This window comes from Brucella sp. (genome assembly GCF_032066345.1).
GTDB lineage: Bacteria > Pseudomonadota > Alphaproteobacteria > Rhizobiales > Rhizobiaceae > Brucella > Brucella pseudogrignonensis.
In genome coordinates, this window is sequence record NZ_DAMBKZ010000002.1 from 383,566 (window position 1) to 403,647 (window position 20,082).

The window sequence follows — 20,082 nt, forward strand, 5'->3', positions numbered from 1 at the left end:
GTCAGAAATGACTCGGAGAACGACAGAATTGATATAGTTTGCCGTAAGTTAGCCATAAATCATGATCTTTTTTAAAACAGATAAATAAAAAAAGGAAAATAACCCAATCGTGATAGAAATTTACTGACGTGAATAGAAATTAATAATTAAAAATTCGAAATTTGTCCAAATTTAAAATTTAATTTACTTAAATAAAAAAAGAAAAACTAATGATAAAGCCGACATGATAGCGACGCATATTTTGTTAAGTGTCAACGCAACGGCGCGGAAAGACTCTCAACCAACATCAGCTTTACAGCTTCTATCTGGGAAAATATTCGTTTTCTGAAAGAGATAAACTCCATCGTTGCGAATACCGGTCGTTTCTTAACGATCTCATTTCAGATAAGAGTTCTGACATTATCGGGTAACTTTCATGAAATAGCGACCAAGAGATACGTTCATGATTTTCGCTGAGTGGGCGATTGACGAGGCAGAGGGTGCAATACTGGCTTATACGCTGGTGACGAAGGCGGAGAGTGTTCGCAAAGGTACCTTGCTGACCGAAAATCACATCAAAGCTTTGAAACGGGCGGGAATCAACCGCGTTGTTGCCGCTCGGCTGGAACCCAATGATATTGGCGAAGATGAAGCAGCCCTCATAATAGGACAAAGCCTGATTGAAGATATGATTGAGGCAGGCCCTGCCACAACCGGCCGTGTCAATCTCTTTGCCCGCAGCAACGGTTTGTTTAGTGTTGATGTTGCTGGCATCGATACAATTAACTTGCTCGACCCGCGGATATCAGTGGCGACGTTGAACAATCTTAGCCGTGTTGAACGCGGGCAAATGGTTGCAACCGTCAAAATCATTCCGTTTGCCGTTCCGGGCTCTCTTATTGGAAATATTCGCACAGTCCTCGAGACAAAACAGGTTCTCAAGGTTTATTCGTTTGAGAAAACGAGACTCGGCGTCATTCAGTCACGACTTCCTTCCGTTCGCGAAACAGTACTCGATAAAACCCACGAATTGATCACGAAGCGCGTGCAACACAATTGCGGTTCGGTGATAGCGGAGACGCGTGTAGCACACGAAATAGCTCCCTTGTCTAAGGCCATAAGTGAGCTGAGCACCAGTTGCGATCTGCTGATTATTTTCAGTGCTTCCGCGGTTGCGGACGAGATCGATATTGTGCCGAGGTCCATCGTTCAGGCAGGAGGAGAAATCCTCCGTATCGGTATTCCCGTTGATCCCGGCAATCTACTCTCGCTCGGAAAGCTCAACGGAAAGTACATAATCGTGGCGCCGGGAACAGCTCGAAGTGCGCGTGAGAATAGTCTCGACCAAGTGCTAGACCGATTAATGGCTGGCTTAGCACTTGATTCAGACGCCCTTGCACGAATGGGCGTCGGTGGACTTCTGCTTTAAAACGATCAAAAGGTGTAATCGAAAACCAAAATCCCAGCAAGGCCGCCTTCTGCGGCTTCGACCAGCGCTTTTCCGACTTTCGCGTGCTCTGGGTGGGGCAGATAAGCGTCGCGCGCAGCCGAGTCCACAAAGTCCACAACAAAGCCGTGGCGAAAGCCTTTTTCCAGATTTTCCGGACTGTTGTTATCACCAACACTTACGGCAATGATGCCCTCAATTTTATCTTTCAGAGCGACAACTGCATTCAAAGCAGCGTTAATGCTCGCGCTATCGAGTTCGGCTTTGAATTTAACAAGAACTATATGGCGTATCATGATGAAAATCCGTGCTGTGATAACGTCGAATTAATACTAGCTTGGGTTAACACCCGCGCCAAACCGGTCTTCCGAGACTTATAGCATTTCCAGCAAAAGTGCGAAGCGCCTCCACAGGGAAATCAGTTCGCCGGACTGATTTCTTTTCCTGCTGCGATGCGTCGGATAATGCGTAAAACCAAACAGTTACAGCAGCCCCAACGATTCAGTCTTAACTGGAGCCGCTGCAGGATAAATATTGCATGTCGGGAATAATTATCATCGCAAAAGTTCATTAACAGCTAAAAACGAAAAAGGCCGGGGTGAACCCGACCTTCCGCTCTCATTTATGTTGCGCCAGTACATCCGTGGTCGCATCACCAAATGAATTCCCGATACAATATGGATATAGCAGCCGAGCATTTCAAGATTGTGACACTCTCAGGGAAACCTTACCGCCGGTACACCAAGAGTGGATTTCACAATCAAAGATGCCAATTAAGCCGCCATCGGTGTTTCGATCGGTTCTGGATGGTTATAATTCCAGACTTCGATCAGGCATTGCTGCATGAGATCAAGATCAACCGGACCAATACGGCTTAATACAAGATCAAGCTCATCCGGCTCCACGCCTCTATTGAGAAGCTCAACGATTGCTTCGATCAGAACTTTTTTATCGTCAAATCTATAGCGCTGCATAAACCTGCTCCGCTAATTGCCCCATTTTGATACATATACACTAAACGCTTATGGTTAACCGAAGCTTACCTGTTGACGATCATTTGAGCTAAAACTGAAATTCTTCGAGCTATAGCGAGCAAATGTCCGATCGGGTCAACCCTGATAACTCAGACAAAAATCAAACATATATTCTCAACGAACAATATTAAGCCTCAATATAAATACATAAAAATCTAAATCAAAGAATAAATGAAAAACTTCTTCATTCAACAATCCTCTTTTAAAGAAAAACATGAACTTCTTCAAAAGATACGCCAATTTCTCGCTCAACCACGTCCAAATATTAAGTCTCAGCGGCTTAATCGGCGCTAGCTTCTTGGGCGGCTATCTTTTTGCGATTCAATACAAAGGTAATATCCATACGATTGTAGCGGGGCAGGCATATCGATCCAACCAACCCGATCCGTCTCGCATCGCTAAATTAAAAGAGCTTTATGGTATTAAAACAATCATCAACCTGCGCGGCGCAGAGCCTGGCGCGAAATGGTATGACGACGAAGTTACAACTTCCAGTGCTCTTGGCATCAAGCTTACGAACTATGCGATGTCGTCCAGTCGCCAGCTGACGCCAGAGCGGACACGCGAGCTGATTGCACTCATGCAGACTGCTGAAAAGCCAATTCTCATTCATTGCAAAGCTGGATCAGACCGAACTGGTCTTGCCGCAGCACTTTATGTCGCCGCCGTAGCCAAAGGTGGCGAACGCAAGGCCGAAGGGCAAATGTCAATCGCTTATGGCCATTTCGGAATTCCCTTCAGCCCAACCTATGCGATGGAAGAAACTTTTGAGGCCATCGAAGCCGAGCTTGGCTTTCCGAACTCGTAATTCTGCAGCAATTCTTTCGTCTGAAACAAAAACGCCGGGGATAAAACCCCGGCGTTTTCACTTGCTTTAAATCAACAATTAATCGAGACCGACGATCTTGCCATCCGACCACTTGAACACGTCGAAGCTTGGTGACGACAGATCACCAGTTTCGCCATATGTCAGCTTACCAATAACGGTATCGATTGGCTGACCGTCGCGGAGGGTCTTCGCAACTGCGGCGGAATCATCCGTCGTACCAGCGCGTTCAATACCACTCGCGAGAACCTGGACAGCGGCATATGCATTCATGGTGAAGGCTTCAACCGGGATTTTCTTAGCCGTCAGTGCATCGACAGCTTCCTTGGAAGCTGGGTTCTTCGTCGCGTCAACAGCATTGGTGAAGAGCGTGCCTTCAGCATTGGTGCCGCCGATTGCCCAATATTCGGTGTTGGACAAGCCTTCGCCGCCGAGGATGAGAGCCTTGAGGCCCGCATCATGTAGCTGACGGGAAAGAAGACCGCCTTCACCATGATAGCCACCGAAATAAACGATTTCAGTGCCTGCGGCTTTCAGCTTGGAAACGAGCGCGCTGAAATCCTTGTCACCAGGTGTAACCGAATCATATTGAACTTCGGTGATGCCGTCTTTGTTGATTGCAGCCTTGAAGGAATCTGCAAGACCTTTGCCGTATGCGCCCTTGTCATGAACGATTGCGACTTTCTTGTCTTTGAAGTTCTTCAAGAAATACGCAGCCATGACGTCAGCCTGCTGGTCATCGCGGCCGCAGGTGCGGAACACGTTTTCCAAACCGCGCGCGGTCAGATCTGGACCGGTTGCGGTTGGCGTAACCATCAGAACGCCATTTTCCGAAAGAACATCAGAAACAGGAATTGCGACGCCGGTCGTAACCGGACCAACCACGAACTTGATGCCGTCGCCAACGATCTGGTTCGCTGCCGAAACACCCTGCTTTGGTTCACCTGCATCGTCAGCAAACTTCAAGACGATCTTTTCGCCCTTGATGCCGCCCTTCGCATTGATGACTTCAACGGCGGTTTCCGCACCCTTCTTAACCTGATCACCATAGGCCGCAACCGGACCTGTCAGCGGTGCAATAACACCGATCGTGATATCTGCATAAGCGGCACCGGCAAAGCCAAGTGTTGCGGCAAAAGCCACGCTGGAAAGCAGTTTCAGATTCATTCTTTTTCTCCTTTGGCGAGGTCTCGCTTTTTCATCGATGACCTCAGACAACCCATGCCGGTCAAATCTCAGCACGATTGCGCTGCCGAAATGCCGGGCCCTCCCTTTTTTCCATCGTATGATCTCAAAGGGTTAATCTAAAAGCACGCCGCGCCATCATCCATTTAAGGTGCCAGAGCCATAATATTATCCGAAATTGCATCTGCTCTTTCGGAATCATGCTCCAGAACGGGAGCGAGCTTTCATGATGTAATAAGAATGCATTTCCGGCTTCCGATTGCAAGGGGCCAAGTGCCCGCAACTACAACGAAAATCGGCCTCCCATTAAATGCCTATCCTCCTCTTCTCCATGATGGTGATTGCTTTGCAAAAAAGGCCGCAATTCCCTCTGCGGCCTCTGGCGTTTCCCATGTATCCGCAAGGCGGATAAGCGTCATTTCGATGACGGCCTCGTCTATCGGACTTCCCAGCGCATGAACCAACCGCTTTGAGGCAGCAACCGCTGCCGGGGCAGTTGAAAAATATGGCCTGATCTCAGCCTCTACCGACGCATCGAGTTGCTCTGCTTCGACTACCTGATGCAGCAATCCGATATGCTTTGCTTCGTCTGCACCAAACAACCGTGCCGAGGTGAAAGTTCTTAGTGCATGGGCCTGACCGATACGCGCAACCACATAGGGGCTGATCGTTGCCGGGATCAGGCCGAGCTTGGTTTCCGTTAGCCCGAAGCGTGCACCGGTCACACCAATCGCGCCATCGCAAACGCTGATCAGTCCAACACCACCGCCATATGCCTGCCCATTCACGCGCCCGATAAGAGGTTTCGGCAAGTCGCGCAGCGCCTTCAACATCAGCGCAAGCTTGCGCGCCGCTTCGATACGATCAGTACGCGTCGCGTTTATCTGCTCTCGCATCCAGCCAAGATCACCGCCAGCGCAAAAGCTGGTGCCGCTGCCGGTTAACACTACGATACGCACCGCATCATCATTTGCTAATCGAAGCGTGGCAGTCAGAAGCTCATCAATCATCAGACCGGAAAGCGCATTATGCTGCCTGGGCCGGTTGAGCGTTAGCGTAGCAACGCCACGCTCGTCAGTGGCAAGCTGGATGGTTTCAAACTCTGTCATGCGGCTTTGTCCTGCCGAAGTGCCTGCGCAAACGAAGCTGCTGATCGCAGCTTTTCAATATCAAGACCTGTTTCAAAGCCAAGGCGTTGCAGCATTTCCGCGACTGCCACAGTATCGACATTGCCTTTGGCGCCGGGTGCAAAGGGACAGCCGCCAAGCCCGCCGACGGATGCATCGAACACCCTCAAACCTCTTTCAAGGCTGATCTGAATATTATCAAGCGCTCGCCCATTGGTGTCGTGATAATGGCCTGCAAGACTATGCGCTGGTGCCACATTCAAAACCGCATCCAGCATGGCGCTCACAGTTTCGGGTGTACCACGCCCAATCGTGTCACCAAGGCTCACTTCGTGACAGCCAAGCGAAAAGAGCTGTTCTGTGACTTCGGCAACCGCCTGCGGCGCGGTCGGTCCATCATAGGGGCATTCGACAACGCAGCTGACATAGCCGCGAATGGCCAGCCCATCATTGATGGCCGCACCAATCACTGGTGCAAGCCGCTCTATGCTCTCTGCAATCGTGCAGTTGATATTGGCTTTGGAAAAACCTTCGGATGCTGAAATGAACACCGCGATCTCATCGACATTGGCGCTCGCTGCGAGCTCATAGCCCTTCATATTGGGCACGAGCACCGAATAGCGCACGCTGTCGGCACGGCGGATACCGGCCATAACTTCAGTCGCATCGGAAAGCTGGGGCACCCATTTGGGACTGACGAAGCTCGTTGCCTCGATGCGGGAATAGCCACAATCGGACAGACGGTCGATCAGCGCAATCTTGTCGGCTGTTGGCACAAAACGCTTCTCGTTTTGCAGGCCGTCACGCGCAGCCATTTCGACGATTTCAACGTGTTCAGCCATGCTCTTCCTCCAACTCAACCAGCAAAGCGCCTTCATTGACCTGCTCGCCAGCCGCGACGCTCACAGATGCAACCTTGCCATCACGCGGCGCAGTCAGTGAAAGCTCCATCTTCATCGCTTCCATCGTGACAAGCCTATCGCCTTTGGAGACGCTGGCACCTTCAGCGACAGAAACCAGCCGCACAAGTCCCGGCATCGGCGACAGAATGCGGCTTTCGCTCGAAGCCTCCTCCTCTGCACCGGCTGACTCAACATAATGAAATATGGTATCGCGGCCTTCGAACTGCACGGTCACGTCATGGCCGTTGCGCGCGACTGTCGCCTCCGCAACGCGGCCATCAACGGCAAAGCGAACCTGACCGTTTTCGTGATTGCGGACTTCGAGATCGCCAAAAGCAAAACCGAAATGCCTGTCGCCCTTGGTCGTGAAGTTCACCGTATGACGCACGCCATGATCATCAAGTAGAACCGAACGCGATGCCTCCCCCCAAAGGCGGAACCCACGCAGGCTGCCCCGTGGGTCGCCTTCTTGTGGCGCATTCAGAAGACCAAGCACACCCAATGAAGCCAGCGCAAAAGCGATATCTGACGGTTGTTCCTCCCTGAACAGCACAGCCGACTCACGGGCAATAAGCCCCGTATCAACATCGCCCGAGCGAAACGCTTCCAGCTTGCAAAGGTCGGATAAGAACTGGCGATTGGTGACAAGCCCGGCGATACGTGTCTTGTTCAACGCGCCTTCAAGCCGGTTCAACGCCTCGTCGCGGGTAGCGCCATGCGTGATAATCTTGGCAATCATCGGATCGTAGAACGGTGTGATGGTGTCGCCACTGCGCACGCCGGAATCAACCCGCACATTTTCAGGCGCTGCAAACAGCGCAAGCTTTCCGGTCGCAGGCAGAAAATCACGTGCCGGGTCTTCGGCATAAAGCCGCGCCTCAAAAGCCCAGCCATGAATGGCAAGCTCGTCCTGACGCTTCGGCAGTGCTTCGCCGGACGCCACGCGCAATTGCCATTCGACCAGATCGAGGCCAGTGATCGCTTCCGTCACCGGATGCTCAACCTGCAGCCGCGTGTTCATTTCCATGAAGAAGAATCGGTCGGATCGCAGCCCTTCCGAGACGTCGGCGATAAACTCCACCGTGCCTGCGCCGGAATAACCAATGGCTTGTGCGGCCTTCACCGCCGCCTCGCCCATGGCAGCACGCATATCCGGCGTCATGCCAGGCGCTGGCGCTTCCTCGATCACCTTCTGGTGGCGACGTTGCAGCGAACAGTCGCGCTCAAATAAATGCACCATATTGCCAAAACTATCGCCAAAGACCTGCACCTCGATATGGCGCGGCTTGGTCATGTATTTTTCCACCAGCACGGCGCTATCGCCAAACGATGCTTCCGCCTCGCGTCGCGCACTTTCAAGTGCCACTGTAAACTCGTCAGGATTATCGACCCGGCGCATACCTTTGCCGCCGCCACCAGCGCGCGCCTTGATCAGCACGGGATAGCCGATCCGGCCAGCCTCGCTTTTGAGGAAGGCTCCATCCTGATTATCGCCGTGATAGCCGGGCACGACTGGCACCCCCGCCTTTTCCATCAACGCCTTGGCCGCATCTTTTAGCCCCATGGCGCGAATGGCTTTTGCCGACGGGCCAATGAAGGTGAGGCCCGCCGCTTCGACAGCATCTACAAAACCGGCATTTTCCGACAGAAAGCCGTAGCCGGGATGGATCGCCTCTGCTCCGGTTTCAAGTGCTGCTTTGATGATCGCCTCGACATTCAAATAGCTTTGCGCAGATTGAGCGGGACCGACGCGCACGGCCTCGTCGGCCATTTCGACATGAAGCGCATTGGCATCCGCGTCGGAATAAATCGCGACAGTGGCAATGCCCAATTTACGCGCCGTGCGAATGACCCGACAGGCGATTTCTCCGCGATTGGCAATCAGTATTTTTTTGAACATCTGATCGCCCTCTTTACATTCTGAAGATGCCGAAGCGCGTCGGCTCTATTGGAGCATTCAGCGTTGCAGAAAGCGACAGGCCGAGCACTTCGCGGCTCTTGCGCGGATCGACAATGCCGTCATCCCAGAGCCGTGCCGAAGCATAAAGCGGATGGCTCTGGCGCTCGAACATTTCCAGCGTTGGGCGTTTAAACTCCGCTTCATCTTCCGCCGACCATGTTCCGCCGGTGCGCTCAATGCCTTCGCGCTTGACGGTGGCCAACACCCCCGCCGCCTGTTCCCCACCCATCACAGCAATACGGCTGTTTGGCCATGTCCACAGGAAGCGTGGTGAATAAGCCCGCCCCGCCATGCCGTAATTGCCCGCGCCATAGGATGCGCCAATCAGCATGGTAATTTTTGGCACATTGGCGGTCGCAACAGCCATCACCAGCTTGGCGCCGTGCTTGGCAATGCCCTCAGCCTCATATTTGCGACCGACCATGAAACCGGTGATATTCTGTAAAAACACCAGCGGAATATTGCGCTGGCAGCAAAGCTCGATGAAATGCGCGCCCTTCAAGGCGGCCTCGGAAAACAACACGCCATTATTGGCGATAATGCCAACCGGCATTCCGTAAAGGCTTGCAAAACCGCAAACCAGCGTGGGACCAAATCGCGCCTTGAACTCATCGAAGTCAGAGCCATCGACCAGTCGCGCAATCAGCTCGCGCACATCATAGGGAATGCGGGTGTCAGCCGAGACAATCCCGAGAATTTCTTCCGCGTCATAAAGCGGTGCCGCACCATCGCCACTTGGAATAAAATCGCGCTTTTGGCTGTTGAGATTAGCGGCGATGGCACGCGCGATTTGCAGTGCATGAGCATCGTCATTGGCGAGATGATCCGCGACACCGGATAGCCTTGTATGCGTATCGCCACCACCGAGATCTTCCGCGCTCACCACCTCGCCGGTTGCAGCCTTCACCAGCGGCGGTCCGGCCAGAAAAATAGTGCCTTGATTGCGCACGATCACCGTTTCGTCGCTCATAGCAGGCACATAAGCGCCGCCAGCGGTACACGATCCCATGACGACCGCGATTTGCGAAATGCCAGCCGCCGACATCTGCGCCTGATTATAGAAAATACGCCCGAAATGGTCGCGATCCGGAAAAACCTCATCCTGATTGGGCAGGTTCGCGCCACCGGAATCAACCAGATAAATGCACGGTAAGCGGTTCTCGCCTGCGATCTCCTGCGCGCGTAGATGCTTTTTCACGGTGATCGGATAATAGGTGCCGCCCTTCACCGTCGCATCATTGCAGACGATCATGCATTCGCGGCCAGATACACGGCCAATGCCGGTGATCATACCGCCGGAAGGTGCTGCACCATCATACATGCCATGTGCTGCCGTCAGCCCCACTTCCAGAAACGGCGAACCCGGATCAAGCAGCTGTGCAACACGATCGCGCGGCAAAAGTTTTCCGCGTGCAAGGTGACGTTCACGCGCTTTTTCACCGCCACCATCTATGGCAGTACGTGATGCTTGTGCCACCACGTCAATCGCTGCAAGCATGGCTTTGCGGTTGGCTTCAAATGCAGCACTGCGTGTCGAAATTTCAGATTTCAGAACCGGCATCAACGGGTCTCCTGAAAGAGTTCCCGTCCGATCAGCATCCGTCTGATTTCCGACGTACCCGCACCGATTTCATAAAGCTTCGCGTCACGTAAGAGACGCCCGGTCGGATAATCATTAATATAGCCGTTGCCGCCCAGCGCCTGTATCGCCTGCAACGCCATTTGCGTAGCGTTTTCAGCTGCATAGAGAATGCAGCCCGCTGCATCCTTACGCGTCGTCTCGCCACGATCACACGCCGCTGCCACCGCATAGACATAGGCGCGCGAAGCATTGAACAGCACATACATATCGGCAAGCTTGCCCTGCATCAGCTGGAACTCGCCAATCGGCTGGTCGAACTGCTTGCGCTCATGCACATAAGGCACAACCACATCGAGACAGGCCGCCATGATGCCGAGCGGACCGCCCGCCAGCACCACCCGCTCATAATCAAGCCCGGACATCAGCACATTGACGCCCTTGCCTTCCGCTCCAAGCAGATTTTCGGCTGGCACTTCGCAATTCTCAAACACCAGTTCGCAGGTGTTGGAGCCGCGCATACCGAGCTTGTCCAATTTCTGCGCGGTGGAGAAGCCTTTGAAACCCTTTTCGACGATAAAGGCACTGATCCCACGCGAGCCCGCTGCTGGGTCGGTCTTAGCGTAAACGACCAGTACATCCGCATCAGGACCGTTGGTGATCCACATCTTGTTGCCGTTGAGAACGTAACTTTCGCCGCGCTTTTCGGCGTGCAGCTTCATCGAAACAACGTCAGAACCTGCCCCCGGCTCTGACATGGCAAGCGCGCCGACATGCTCGCCGGAAATGAGCTTAGGCAGATATTTTGCGCGTTGTTCGGGGGAACCATTACGATTGATCTGGTTGACGCAAAGATTGGAATGCGCGCCATAGCTCAGGCCAATCGAGGCCGACGCGCGGCTGATTTCCTCCATTGCCACGCAATGCGCAAGATAACCCATGCCTGCGCCGCCATAGTCTTCATGTGCGGTTATGCCCAGCACACCGAGATCACCCAGTTCACGCCATAGATGCATAGGAAATGCGTTATTGCGATCGGTCTCAGCGGCAAGCAGCGCAATGCGGCTTTCCGCAAAACGGCGTACCGTATCACGAAGGGCTTCGATCTCCTCGCCAAGACCGAAATTCATGCCCGAAGCAAACATACTCGTCCTCCACAAGTTCTGCCCGGCTGCTGTTTTTGAAAACAGCTATGTTCGGGTCAGAGTGTCCCGTGGCGGACGAATAGGCAATGGCTTTGCGCGGCGTTCTGTGGCTATTTATTACCCTATTACGAAATTTTCTTTCGCGTCACGTTCCGCATCAATCCTCCTGAAGCTCAGCAATCTCGCGATAAAACTCCAGTGCCTCCGCGTTTGCCAGCGCTTCACGGTTTTTCACCTCCCGCCCATGCACAATGTCACGCACGGCAAGTTCGACAATTTTTCCAGACTTGGTACGCGGAATATCGCTAACAGCGACTATCTTCGCAGGTACATGGCGCGGCGTTGCGCCAGTGCGGATTTTGGTCTTGATACGCGCTTTTAGATCGTCATCGAGCGAGGCACCTTCAGCAAGCCGCACAAAGAGCACCACACGCACGTCATTATCCCAATCCTGCCCGATGCAAAGTGCTTCTGCGACCTCTGCCATCTGCTCGACCTGATTGTAAATCTCCGCCGTACCGATACGCACACCACCCGGATTAAGCGTCGCATCTGAACGGCCATGAATGATGATACCATCATGTTCGGTCCATTCAGCAAAATCGCCATGGCACCAGATATTGTCGAAGCGTTCGAAATAGGCCGCCTGATATTTCGCTCCGTCCAGGTCGTTCCAGAATTGCAGCGGCATGCAAGGGAAAGCTTTAGTGCAGACCAGCTCGCCTTTCTCGCGGCGCACCGGCTTGCCATCGTCGTCCCAGACCTCGACGGCCATACCAAGACCCGCGCCCTGAATTTCGCCTTGCCAGACTGGCTCTGTCGGCACGCCCAGCACGAAGCACGAAACGATGTCCGTTCCGCCCGAGATGGATGCCAGATGCACGTCCTTCTTAATCGCCTCATATACAAAAGCAAAACCTTCCGGCGACAGCGGCGAGCCGGTCGAGGAAATGGTGCGAAGTGCGGACAGATCGTGGGTTTCACCGGGACGCAGCCCGGCTTTCAAAACGGCGTCGATGAATTTTGCCGATGTGCCGAAATAGGTCATGCCTTCGGATGCCGCATAATCGAACAGTACATTGCCATCGGGATAGAACGGCGAGCCATCATAGAGCAACAGCGTAGCACCCGACGCGATACCTGACGCCAGCCAGTTCCACATCATCCAGCCGCAGGTGGTGAAATAGAAGAATCGGTCGCCTTCGCGAATATCCGCGTGCAGGCTGTGTTCCTTAAGATGCTGCAACAGCACGCCGCCAGCGCGATGCACAATGCATTTCGGAATGCCGGTGGTACCCGACGAAAATAGGATATAAAGCGGGTGGTCGAATGGCAGGCGTGTGAACTCGACAGCTTTTGCAGTGAACGAGGCGAGTGCCGTATCGAGCGCGATGCCGTTTGCAGCCTTGCTGGTGACCGCCTCCGCTTCGCCGAGATAGGTGACGATAACTGAGCGCTTGCAGCTTGGAAGCTTGGTTGTGACTTCGGCAATCTTGTCGCTCACATCAATGCGTTTGCCATTGTACCAATAGCCGTCGCAGGCAAAGAACAGCTTGGGTTCGATCTGGCCAAAGCGATCCAGTACGCCTTGCGCGCCGAAATCCGGCGAGCACGAAGACCAGACAGCACCAATAGACGAAGCTGCCAGCATCAGCGCAACCGCTTCCGGCATGTTGGGCATCATGCCCGCAATGCGATCTCCAGGCTTCACCCCTTCTGCCAGCATGAACTGCTGGAGCTTTGAGACCAACGCGTGCAGATCATCCCATGTCATGCGGCGCTCGACCTTGTCTTCGCCACGAAAGATGATCGCCTCGCCATCGCCTTTATGGCGCAGGAGGTTTTCCGCAAAATTGAGTTTGGCGTAGGGGAAGAATTTTGCCTCACGCATATGACCTTTATCGACCAGCGCCGCTTCCCCGCGTTCGCCGATAACATCACAAAAGCCCCAGATGAGTGTCCAGAAGGCTGCGCGATCTTCAATCGACCAGCGATGCAGGGCCTGATAATCAGCCAGACTTTGCGCCGTAAGCTTTTCCGCGCGTACACGGAATTGCTCCAGATTACTTGCCGCAATGCGTTTTGCATCCGGTTGCCACAATGGCTGGCTGTCAGCGGAAACGGCCTCGATATTCATCATTCCTCCCAGAATCATGCTCGATCACTTGCAGGGCAAGTCATCAATGTGTGGGCAAATTTCTATGGGAGTGTTGAGGAAACGTCCACGGGTTTTAATGAAGGAAACGAAGCAGTACTCAAACTGAGCCTTGCTTACTTGTCCCATTGTTTTCTGAAAAAAATCGGCAGTTTTGCCAACCGATCAATAACTTATAATGAAATCCATATTGCAGGTGCATCGTTTTGGGTTGCCGATAAATACCGGGTCAACGATGACTGATAATAAAGGCAGTTCAATTAGGATATCAAACAGCGGATCTTCGCCCATCTGAAGCATTTCCTGTTCAGATTGTGTCATTGGAAATGCTCTATACATTTGTTTTTACGCGCATCTTTTTCCGAAAACCGCTTCGCACTTTTCGGGATGCGCTCTAAATTAACGCTATCTGGGGTTGGCGTTCTGTCAGGCTGACTGTGTGGGAGAAGCCGTTTCCACAACGATATCAGGCGTCCGGTTCTCCCAAGTATTAATCTTTGCCACCAGCCAGCGATTAACCGGGTTTTCGAAAAAATGATAAGCGACGATGGCTGCCCCGATGCTTACGAGAACACCTGCACCGATCAAAAGAACTGCTTCGAGCGTATTCTGCCCCCAGCTTTTAGGCAGTGCATTGAAGAAAAATAGTCCGATCAGCGGATGCAGAATGAAAATTCCAAAGCTGTAGCGGGCGAGTTGGACAAAGCCGCTCCATCGCAACGGCGTATAGAGTTGCTGTGTGCTGGCGGCATAAAGCATGTACATGCAGAAATAGAGGAAGAGGAGCCGTTTTGGCCCTTCCAGCGTTGCAGTATCAGTATCATTACCCGACGGGTGATAAAACAGAAACACGATCATGCAGGCTGCAAGCGCGATCTTGATAAGCCACTTTGGCAAAGCGCTCTGCTCGCGTCTCGCAAGCCACATACCGAAAAGGAATGACGGCAGAGCACGGAACACACCAACATCGGCAAACTGGATTCGGGTGAGAGATGATGCGCCAAGTAATCGCGCCAGATAATCACCGCCAATGATTGCAGCGACAATAATAACGAGAAGCCAGCCTCCCAGCCGCTTGCATAGAATATCAAATAAGGGGAAGCACAAATACATCATGAAAAGCGCGCTGAGCGACCAACTGACATAATTATAGGAGAAGGTCTGCCCCATCCCCCAATTGTGAATCAGCAGCAATTGCGCAAACCCGGTCCACCACCTCATGTTCGGCTGTGTAGAGGGGTGCAACATGCCCCAGGCGGTCAGAACGGATATGAGAGCGAAGCAGGAAAACACCACGGCATGAAGCGGATAGATGCGCGCCAAGCGCCTTCCTACAAAGCCTGCATAGTGGCGAGCACCCCAAACATAATTGCGACGCCGCCCAAGGAAAAGACCGGATACAATGAAAAAGATATCCGTAAAATAAGCAAATGTTAATATAACATTTTGGATAGCGTCGTTCTTTACGGAAATCCGAAAAGAATAATGAAAGAGCGCGATTCCGATACACAATAAAAATCGCATACCGTCGAAATCAGAAAGTCTTTTCATTCAACGTATCGCAGAGTTTTACTTCATTGATATGTCAGTAGCAACTTTTTGGGAAAAGTCGAGATGCGTTACAACCCCTGCGACCATTCGGTCGTGTACAATTCTCTATCGTAAATCTCGATATAAATGATTTGGAAATTTGGTGGAGCCAAGCGGGATCGAACCGCTGACCTCTTGCATGCCATGCAAGCGCTCTCCCAGCTGAGCTATGGCCCCATCAGACCTCTTTCGAGGTGGGCCAGACAGGAATTTCTGTCCGGTGTGGCGGCTTATTAAATGGCTCGTTACAGAAGATCAAGAGCTAAATCGCAACTCTTTTCGTATCGGGCAAATTAATTTGCCGGTTGTGCAGATTCGCTCCGTAATCTGGAACAGAACATTGCCGTTAACCCGCCTAAATGCATAAGGGCGGCCCATTGGACCGCCCTGCAAAAAAGCTTGGTGAAGAAGACGATCAGCCTTCTTCGTCTTCACCACCGACGCCGCCGCCGAGAATGCCCGACATGTCGTCGTCTTCATCTTCCTCTTCTTCAAGGAAGGTGTCTTCATCGTCGTCGCCCAGATCGACATCGTCGTCGATATCCGGAAGATCTTCGCCACCCTTCGATTCGTCGTCCGCGTCCTCAAGGGAAACGAATTCCGGCTTTTCGAGTGCCGTATCCAGTTCTTCCTCTTCGGTTTCCTCTTCGACCGCACGGCTTTCTGCTACGGTCGCTTCGAAATACGAACGCGGGTAAGAAATGCCGGTGTAAGGCGAAACAATCGGATCACGATTGAGGTCGTAAAACTTCTTGCCCGTTTCCGGGTCAATGCGCTTGGTACCAAGTTCAGTTTTTGCCACGTTTAGCCTCGTGAGTTTTTATCCCTGTCGTGCCTGTGGCACTCCACGCCTGATGTTTCCCCCGTAGCACTTGCAGCATTTCTGCCACTTGTTCACCCGGGGACACAAATTCATTCAACCGCGCCTGCCATGACTACATACATGTTGCTCGCCATCATACTCAATAACCTTAAACGGTCGAGAGAAGGCGTAAGGCGCGCCTTACGGTGTTGTTCGGTGCATAAACGCAATTTGCAGCTTTTGTCAAAGCTAAAGACTCATTGCAGCCCCGATAGTCTTAAAGAGAGCTCTCTTTAAAGGCGTATTCGCGGATGACCCCGCCCCGTTCATGTGCTAGGAAGCTGCCGCTTTGATTAATCCAGCGTGAATAACGCCAAAATGAGACAGTGAAGAATCCATGTCCCATTCCGCTACCCCGAAACCTGCAATCGCCCGCCGCTCGGAGGCTTTAACGGGCGAAATCCGCATTCCGGGTGACAAATCCATCTCGCATCGTTCCTTCATGTTCGGCGGCCTTGCTTCGGGTGAAACCCGCATCACCGGCCTGCTCGAAGGCGAAGACGTCATCAATACCGGCCGCGCCATGCAGGCGATGGGTGCCAAGATTCGCAAAGACGGCGATATCTGGGTCATCAACGGTGTCGGCAATGGCTGCCTGTTGCACCCTGAAGCACCGCTCGATTTCGGCAATGCCGGAACCGGCGCCCGCCTGACCATGGGCCTTGTCGGCACTTACGACATGACGACAACCTTTATCGGCGACGCATCGCTGACCTCACGCCCGATGGGCCGTGTACTCAATCCGCTGCGTGAAATGGGCGTACAGGTGAAGGCCGCAGAAGGCGACCGTCTGCCACTAACGCTGACAGGCCCAAAGACTGCAAACCCGATCAGCTATCGCGTGCCTATGGCGTCTGCTCAGGTGAAGTCGGCAGTTCTGCTCGCCGGTCTCAATACGCCAGGTGTCACAACCGTCATTGAACCTGTCATGACGCGCGATCACACCGAAAAGATGCTGCAGGGCTTCGGTGCCGATCTCACCGTCGAAACCGACAAGGATGGCGTGCGCCATATCCGTATCGTCGGACAGGGCAAGCTTACGGGCCAAACCATCGACGTACCGGGTGATCCATCCTCGACCGCCTTCCCGCTGGTTGCGGCTCTGCTGGTCGAAGGTTCGGATGTCACCATCCGTAACGTGCTGATGAACCCGACCCGCACCGGCCTTATCCTGACATTGCAGGAAATGGGCGCAGACATCGAAATCATCGATCCACGCCTTGCTGGCGGTGAAGATGTTGCCGATCTGCGCGTTAAGTCATCGAAGCTCAAGGGTGTCACGGTTCCTCCGGAACGCGCACCATCGATGATCGATGAATATCCGGTTCTGGCGATTGCGGCTTCTTTTGCCGAAGGCGAAACCGTCATGGACGGCCTCGACGAGCTGCGTGTGAAGGAATCAGACCGTCTGGCAGCTGTTGCGCGCGGCCTTGAAGCCAATGGTGTCGATTGCACCGAAGGCGAGATGTCGCTGACGGTTCGCGGTCGTCCAGACGGCAAAGGCCTTGGTGGCGGTACAGTGGCAACGCATCTCGATCACCGCATTGCGATGAGCTTCCTCGTCATGGGGCTGGCCGCTGAAAAGCCAGTCACGGTCGATGACAGCACGATGATTGCAACCTCGTTCCCGGAATTCATGACCATGATGCCCAGCCTTGGTGCAAAAATCGAAGTCAGCGAGCAGCAATGACAAGTTTCGTCGTAGCCATCGACGGACCAGCAGCTTCGGGCAAGGGAACCCTTGCCCGGCGCATTGCCATTCATTACGGCATGCCGCATCTCGATACCGGCCTTACCTATCGTGCAGTGGCGAAAGCTCTGCTCGATCAGGGGCTGCCGCTTGATGATGAGGCGATTGCCGCAGATGTGGCGCTTCATCTTGACCTTCATCAGATGGACAAGGCTGTTCTTTCAGCCCATGCCATTGGTGAGGCGGCATCGAAAGTAGCAGTGATGCCTGCCGTGCGACGCGCTCTTGTTGAAGCCCAGCGCGGTTTCGCCAATGCATTGCCGTCAAGCGTACTTGATGGCCGCGATATTGGAACGGTGGTTTGCCCGGAGGCTGATATAAAGCTTTTTGTGACGGCCTCTCCAGAAGTCCGCGCCCAGCGCCGCTTTGAGGAAATCGTTGCCAAAGGCGGAACGGCTGATCTCGATGAAATTCTGGCCGATCTCAGGAAGCGCGATGAGCGTGACATGAACCGCACCGATTCTCCGCTTAGGCCCGCTGAAGACGCGCACTTGCTAGATACGAGCGAAATGAGTATAGAAGCGGCATTTCTTGCAGCAAAAAAGCTGATTGATCACGCTTTCGCGCAGCACAAGGCATAATATCGGGACAGTTTAACGACTTTCTGATAAGATAGGCCTTGGAAATGCTGGATAATTCCGGGTTTGTTCCTATATAGGTCTCACCCATATTTATAACCTGACTTCGCGTTCCATGCGCCGGTTGTCTCAAAGAGACGGAGCCGAAGGACAGGCCTAACGCAACTCTAACCCCCGGCGCCGCATCCGATGTTGTTTCATACCGGATGCATCAGGAGTATTTATGTCTGAATTCAATCCCTCCCTCGCAGACTTCGAGTCGCTGCTGGCCGAATCCTTTGCCAACAATGACCTTGCAGAAGGTTATGTTGTAAAGGGTCGCATCGTTGCCATCGAAAAAGACATGGCAATCATCGATGCTGGCCTCAAGGTCGAAGGTCGCGTACCGCTGAAGGAATTCGGCGCGAAGGGCAAAGACGGCTCGATGAAGCCGGGCGACGAAGTTGAAGTTTACGTTGAGCGCATCGAAAACGCACTCGGCGAAGCTGTTCTGTCGCGCGAAAAAGCACGTCGTGAAGAAAGCTGGGGCAAGCTCGAGCAGAAATTCGCCAATGGCGAGCGCGTCGACGGCGTCATCTTCAACCAGGTCAAGGGTGGTTTCACCGTCGATCTGGACGGCGCAGTTGCATTCCTTCCACGTTCGCAGGTCGACATTCGTCCGATCCGCGACGTTACCCCGCTTATGCACGTCCCACAGCCTTTCGAAATCCTCAAGATGGACAAGCGTCGCGGCAACATCGTTGTCTCGCGTCGTACCGTTCTTGAAGAAAGCCGTGCGGAACAGCGTTCGGAAATCGTTCAGAACCTTGAAGAAGGTCAGGTTGTTGAAGGCGTTGTCAAGAACATCACCGATTACGGTGCGTTCGTTGACCTCGGCGGCATCGACGGCCTCCTGCACGTTACCGACATGGCATGGCGCCGCGTCAACCATCCATCGGAAATCCTCACCATCGGCCAGACCGTTAAGGTGCAGATCATCCGTATCAACCAGGATACCCATCGTATCTCGCTCGGCATGAAGCAGCTCGAGAACGATCCTTGGGATGGCATCGGCGCGAAGTACCCGATCGGCAAAAAGATCACCGGTACTGTCACGAACATCACCGACTACGGTGCATTCGTCGAAATCGAGCCAGGCATCGAAGGTCTGATCCACGTTTCGGAAATGTCGTGGACCAAGAAGAACGTGCATCCAGGCAAGATCCTGTCGACCACTCAGGAAGTCGAAGTTGTTGTGCTCGAAGTTGATCCGGTCAAGCGCCGTATCTCCCTCGGTCTCAAGCAGACCCTCGACAACCCATGGACGACCTTCGCTCAGAAGTACCCTCAGGGCACGATCGTTGAAGGTGAAGTTAAGAACAAGACCGAATTCGGCCTGTTCATTGGTCTCGACGGCGACGTCGACGGCATGGTTCACCTCTCCGACCTCGACTGGAACCGTCCAGGCGAACAGGTCATCGAAGAGTACAACAAGGGTGAAGTCGTTAAGGCTGTCGTTCTCGACGTTGACGTTGAGAAGGAACGCATCTCGCTCGGCATCAAGCAGCTTTCCGGCGACAAGGTCGGTGAAGCAGCAGCTTCGGGTGATCTGCGCAAGAACGCCGTTGTAACCTGTGAAGTAACCGCTGTTACCGATGGCGGTCTTGAAGTTCGCCTGGTCGATCACGACCTCGAAAGCTTCATCAAGCGCTCGGATCTGTCGCGTGATCGTGACGAACAGCGCCCAGAACGCTTCACGGTTGGTCAGAAGGTTGACGCTCGCGTCATCGCTTTCGACAAGAAGACCCGCAAGCTGCAGGTCTCGATCAAGGCGCTCGAAATCGCTGAAGAAAAAGAAGCAGTTGCTCAGTACGGTTCGTCCGACTCAGGCGCTTCGCTCGGCGATATTCTTGCTGCAGCAATGAAGAAGTCGGAAAACAACTAAGTTTTCCGTCCCTTCGACTGAACATGAGAAAGCCCGCCA

16 protein-coding genes and 1 tRNA gene are annotated in these 20,082 nt (G+C 53.2%); 5 read left to right on the plus strand and 12 right to left on the minus strand.

Annotated elements, in window-relative coordinates:
• Window positions 1–442 precede the first annotated feature (442 nt).
• Window positions 443–1,408 carry a molybdopterin-binding protein gene (locus tag RT142_RS04315; RefSeq protein WP_112804572.1) on the plus strand — a complete coding sequence of 322 codons (966 nt, stop codon included), beginning with the start codon at window positions 443–445 and terminating at the stop codon, window positions 1,406–1,408.
• A gap of 5 nt (window positions 1,409–1,413) precedes the next feature.
• Here the strand turns inward: RT142_RS04315 and RT142_RS04320 are convergent, their stop codons facing one another.
• Window positions 1,414–1,722 carry a Dabb family protein gene (locus RT142_RS04320; protein ID WP_112804571.1) on the minus strand — a complete coding sequence of 103 codons (309 nt, stop codon included), beginning with the start codon at window positions 1,720–1,722 and terminating at the stop codon, window positions 1,414–1,416.
• A 477-nt stretch (window positions 1,723–2,199) separates the two neighbouring features.
• Window positions 2,200–2,400, minus strand: coding sequence for a hypothetical protein (locus tag RT142_RS04325; protein WP_112804570.1), 201 nt, complete (start codon window positions 2,398–2,400; stop codon window positions 2,200–2,202).
• A gap of 274 nt (window positions 2,401–2,674) precedes the next feature.
• Here RT142_RS04325 and RT142_RS04330 point away from each other — a divergent pair, with 274 nt between their 5' ends.
• Window positions 2,675–3,268, plus strand: coding sequence for a tyrosine-protein phosphatase (locus tag RT142_RS04330; RefSeq protein WP_007872999.1), 594 nt, complete (start codon window positions 2,675–2,677; stop codon window positions 3,266–3,268).
• 78 nt (window positions 3,269–3,346) lie between these two features.
• On the opposite strand, the gene RT142_RS04335 is transcribed toward RT142_RS04330, so the two are convergent.
• The 10 genes from RT142_RS04335 to RT142_RS04380 form a co-directional block, all read right to left on the minus strand.
• Complete coding sequence (locus RT142_RS04335; protein WP_007872998.1) at window positions 3,347–4,453, minus strand: ABC transporter substrate-binding protein; 1,107 nt, start codon at window positions 4,451–4,453, stop codon at window positions 3,347–3,349.
• 332 nt (window positions 4,454–4,785) lie between these two features.
• On the minus strand, window positions 4,786–5,580 hold the full coding sequence (locus RT142_RS04340) for a crotonase/enoyl-CoA hydratase family protein (RefSeq protein WP_112804569.1): 795 nt from the start codon (window positions 5,578–5,580) through the stop codon (window positions 4,786–4,788).
• On the minus strand, window positions 5,577–6,440 hold the full coding sequence (locus RT142_RS04345) for a hydroxymethylglutaryl-CoA lyase (RefSeq protein WP_112804568.1): 864 nt from the start codon (window positions 6,438–6,440) through the stop codon (window positions 5,577–5,579). The genes RT142_RS04340 and RT142_RS04345 overlap by 4 nt, the downstream gene beginning before the upstream one ends.
• On the minus strand, window positions 6,433–8,400 hold the full coding sequence (locus tag RT142_RS04350) for an acetyl/propionyl/methylcrotonyl-CoA carboxylase subunit alpha (RefSeq protein ID WP_313027590.1): 1,968 nt from the start codon (window positions 8,398–8,400) through the stop codon (window positions 6,433–6,435). The genes RT142_RS04345 and RT142_RS04350 overlap by 8 nt, the downstream gene beginning before the upstream one ends.
• Window positions 8,401–8,413: 13 nt before the next feature.
• Window positions 8,414–10,021 (minus strand): carboxyl transferase domain-containing protein, encoded by a 1,608-nt coding sequence (locus RT142_RS04355; protein ID WP_112804566.1) that lies wholly within the window; start codon window positions 10,019–10,021, stop codon window positions 8,414–8,416.
• Window positions 10,021–11,169, minus strand: coding sequence for an isovaleryl-CoA dehydrogenase (locus RT142_RS04360; protein ID WP_181152473.1), 1,149 nt, complete (start codon window positions 11,167–11,169; stop codon window positions 10,021–10,023). Before RT142_RS04360 ends, RT142_RS04355 begins: the two co-directional genes overlap by 1 nt.
• A gap of 172 nt (window positions 11,170–11,341) precedes the next feature.
• Window positions 11,342–13,321 (minus strand): acetoacetate--CoA ligase, encoded by a 1,980-nt coding sequence (locus RT142_RS04365; protein ID WP_313027674.1) that lies wholly within the window; start codon window positions 13,319–13,321, stop codon window positions 11,342–11,344.
• A 444-nt stretch (window positions 13,322–13,765) separates the two neighbouring features.
• The gene (locus RT142_RS04370; protein WP_313027595.1) at window positions 13,766–14,890 is read right to left on the minus strand and encodes an acyltransferase; all 1,125 of its coding nucleotides are present in this window, start codon (window positions 14,888–14,890) and stop codon (window positions 13,766–13,768) included.
• 140 nt (window positions 14,891–15,030) lie between these two features.
• Window positions 15,031–15,106: transfer RNA gene (locus tag RT142_RS04375), tRNA-Ala, on the minus strand.
• Window positions 15,107–15,344: 238 nt separating this feature from the next.
• Window positions 15,345–15,731 (minus strand): TIGR02300 family protein, encoded by a 387-nt coding sequence (locus RT142_RS04380; protein WP_007872981.1) that lies wholly within the window; start codon window positions 15,729–15,731, stop codon window positions 15,345–15,347.
• 397 nt (window positions 15,732–16,128) lie between these two features.
• Between RT142_RS04380 and aroA the strand changes: the two genes are divergently transcribed.
• The 3 genes from aroA (at window position 16,129) to rpsA (ending at window position 20,043) form a co-directional block, all read left to right on the plus strand.
• Complete coding sequence (gene aroA, locus RT142_RS04385; RefSeq protein WP_313027597.1) at window positions 16,129–17,481, plus strand: 3-phosphoshikimate 1-carboxyvinyltransferase; 1,353 nt, start codon at window positions 16,129–16,131, stop codon at window positions 17,479–17,481.
• The gene (gene cmk, locus RT142_RS04390) at window positions 17,478–18,122 is read left to right on the plus strand and encodes a (d)CMP kinase (protein WP_112804562.1); all 645 of its coding nucleotides are present in this window, start codon (window positions 17,478–17,480) and stop codon (window positions 18,120–18,122) included. The genes aroA and cmk overlap by 4 nt, the downstream gene beginning before the upstream one ends.
• Window positions 18,123–18,342: 220 nt before the next feature.
• Window positions 18,343–20,043: a 30S ribosomal protein S1 gene (gene rpsA / locus RT142_RS04395; RefSeq protein ID WP_007872977.1), complete on the plus strand. Its 1,701-nt coding sequence runs from the start codon at window positions 18,343–18,345 to the stop codon at window positions 20,041–20,043.
• The last annotated feature ends 39 nt before the right edge of the window (window positions 20,044–20,082 follow it).

Excerpts from the sequence above, each read along its gene's own strand:
- RT142_RS04315 (WP_112804572.1), top strand. The coding sequence starts at position 443 with ATGATTTTCGCTGAGTGGGCGATTGACGAGGCAGAGGGTGCAATACTG.
- RT142_RS04320 (WP_112804571.1), bottom strand. The coding sequence starts at position 1,722 with ATGATACGCCATATAGTTCTTGTTAAATTCAAAGCCGAACTCGATAGC.
- RT142_RS04325 (WP_112804570.1), bottom strand. The coding sequence starts at position 2,400 with ATGCAGCGCTATAGATTTGACGATAAAAAAGTTCTGATCGAAGCAATC.
- RT142_RS04330 (WP_007872999.1), top strand. The coding sequence starts at position 2,675 with ATGAACTTCTTCAAAAGATACGCCAATTTCTCGCTCAACCACGTCCAA.
- RT142_RS04335 (WP_007872998.1), bottom strand. The coding sequence starts at position 4,453 with ATGAATCTGAAACTGCTTTCCAGCGTGGCTTTTGCCGCAACACTTGGC.
- RT142_RS04340 (WP_112804569.1), bottom strand. The coding sequence starts at position 5,580 with ATGACAGAGTTTGAAACCATCCAGCTTGCCACTGACGAGCGTGGCGTT.
- RT142_RS04345 (WP_112804568.1), bottom strand. The coding sequence starts at position 6,440 with ATGGCTGAACACGTTGAAATCGTCGAAATGGCTGCGCGTGACGGCCTG.
- RT142_RS04350 (WP_313027590.1), bottom strand. The coding sequence starts at position 8,400 with ATGTTCAAAAAAATACTGATTGCCAATCGCGGAGAAATCGCCTGTCGG.
- RT142_RS04355 (WP_112804566.1), bottom strand. The coding sequence starts at position 10,021 with ATGCCGGTTCTGAAATCTGAAATTTCGACACGCAGTGCTGCATTTGAA.
- RT142_RS04360 (WP_181152473.1), bottom strand. The coding sequence starts at position 11,169 with ATGAATTTCGGTCTTGGCGAGGAGATCGAAGCCCTTCGTGATACGGTA.
- RT142_RS04365 (WP_313027674.1), bottom strand. The coding sequence starts at position 13,321 with ATGAATATCGAGGCCGTTTCCGCTGACAGCCAGCCATTGTGGCAACCG.
- RT142_RS04370 (WP_313027595.1), bottom strand. The coding sequence starts at position 14,890 with ATGAAAAGACTTTCTGATTTCGACGGTATGCGATTTTTATTGTGTATC.
- aroA (WP_313027597.1), top strand. The coding sequence starts at position 16,129 with ATGTCCCATTCCGCTACCCCGAAACCTGCAATCGCCCGCCGCTCGGAG.
- cmk (WP_112804562.1), top strand. The coding sequence starts at position 17,478 with ATGACAAGTTTCGTCGTAGCCATCGACGGACCAGCAGCTTCGGGCAAG.
- rpsA (WP_007872977.1), top strand. The coding sequence starts at position 18,343 with ATGTCTGAATTCAATCCCTCCCTCGCAGACTTCGAGTCGCTGCTGGCC.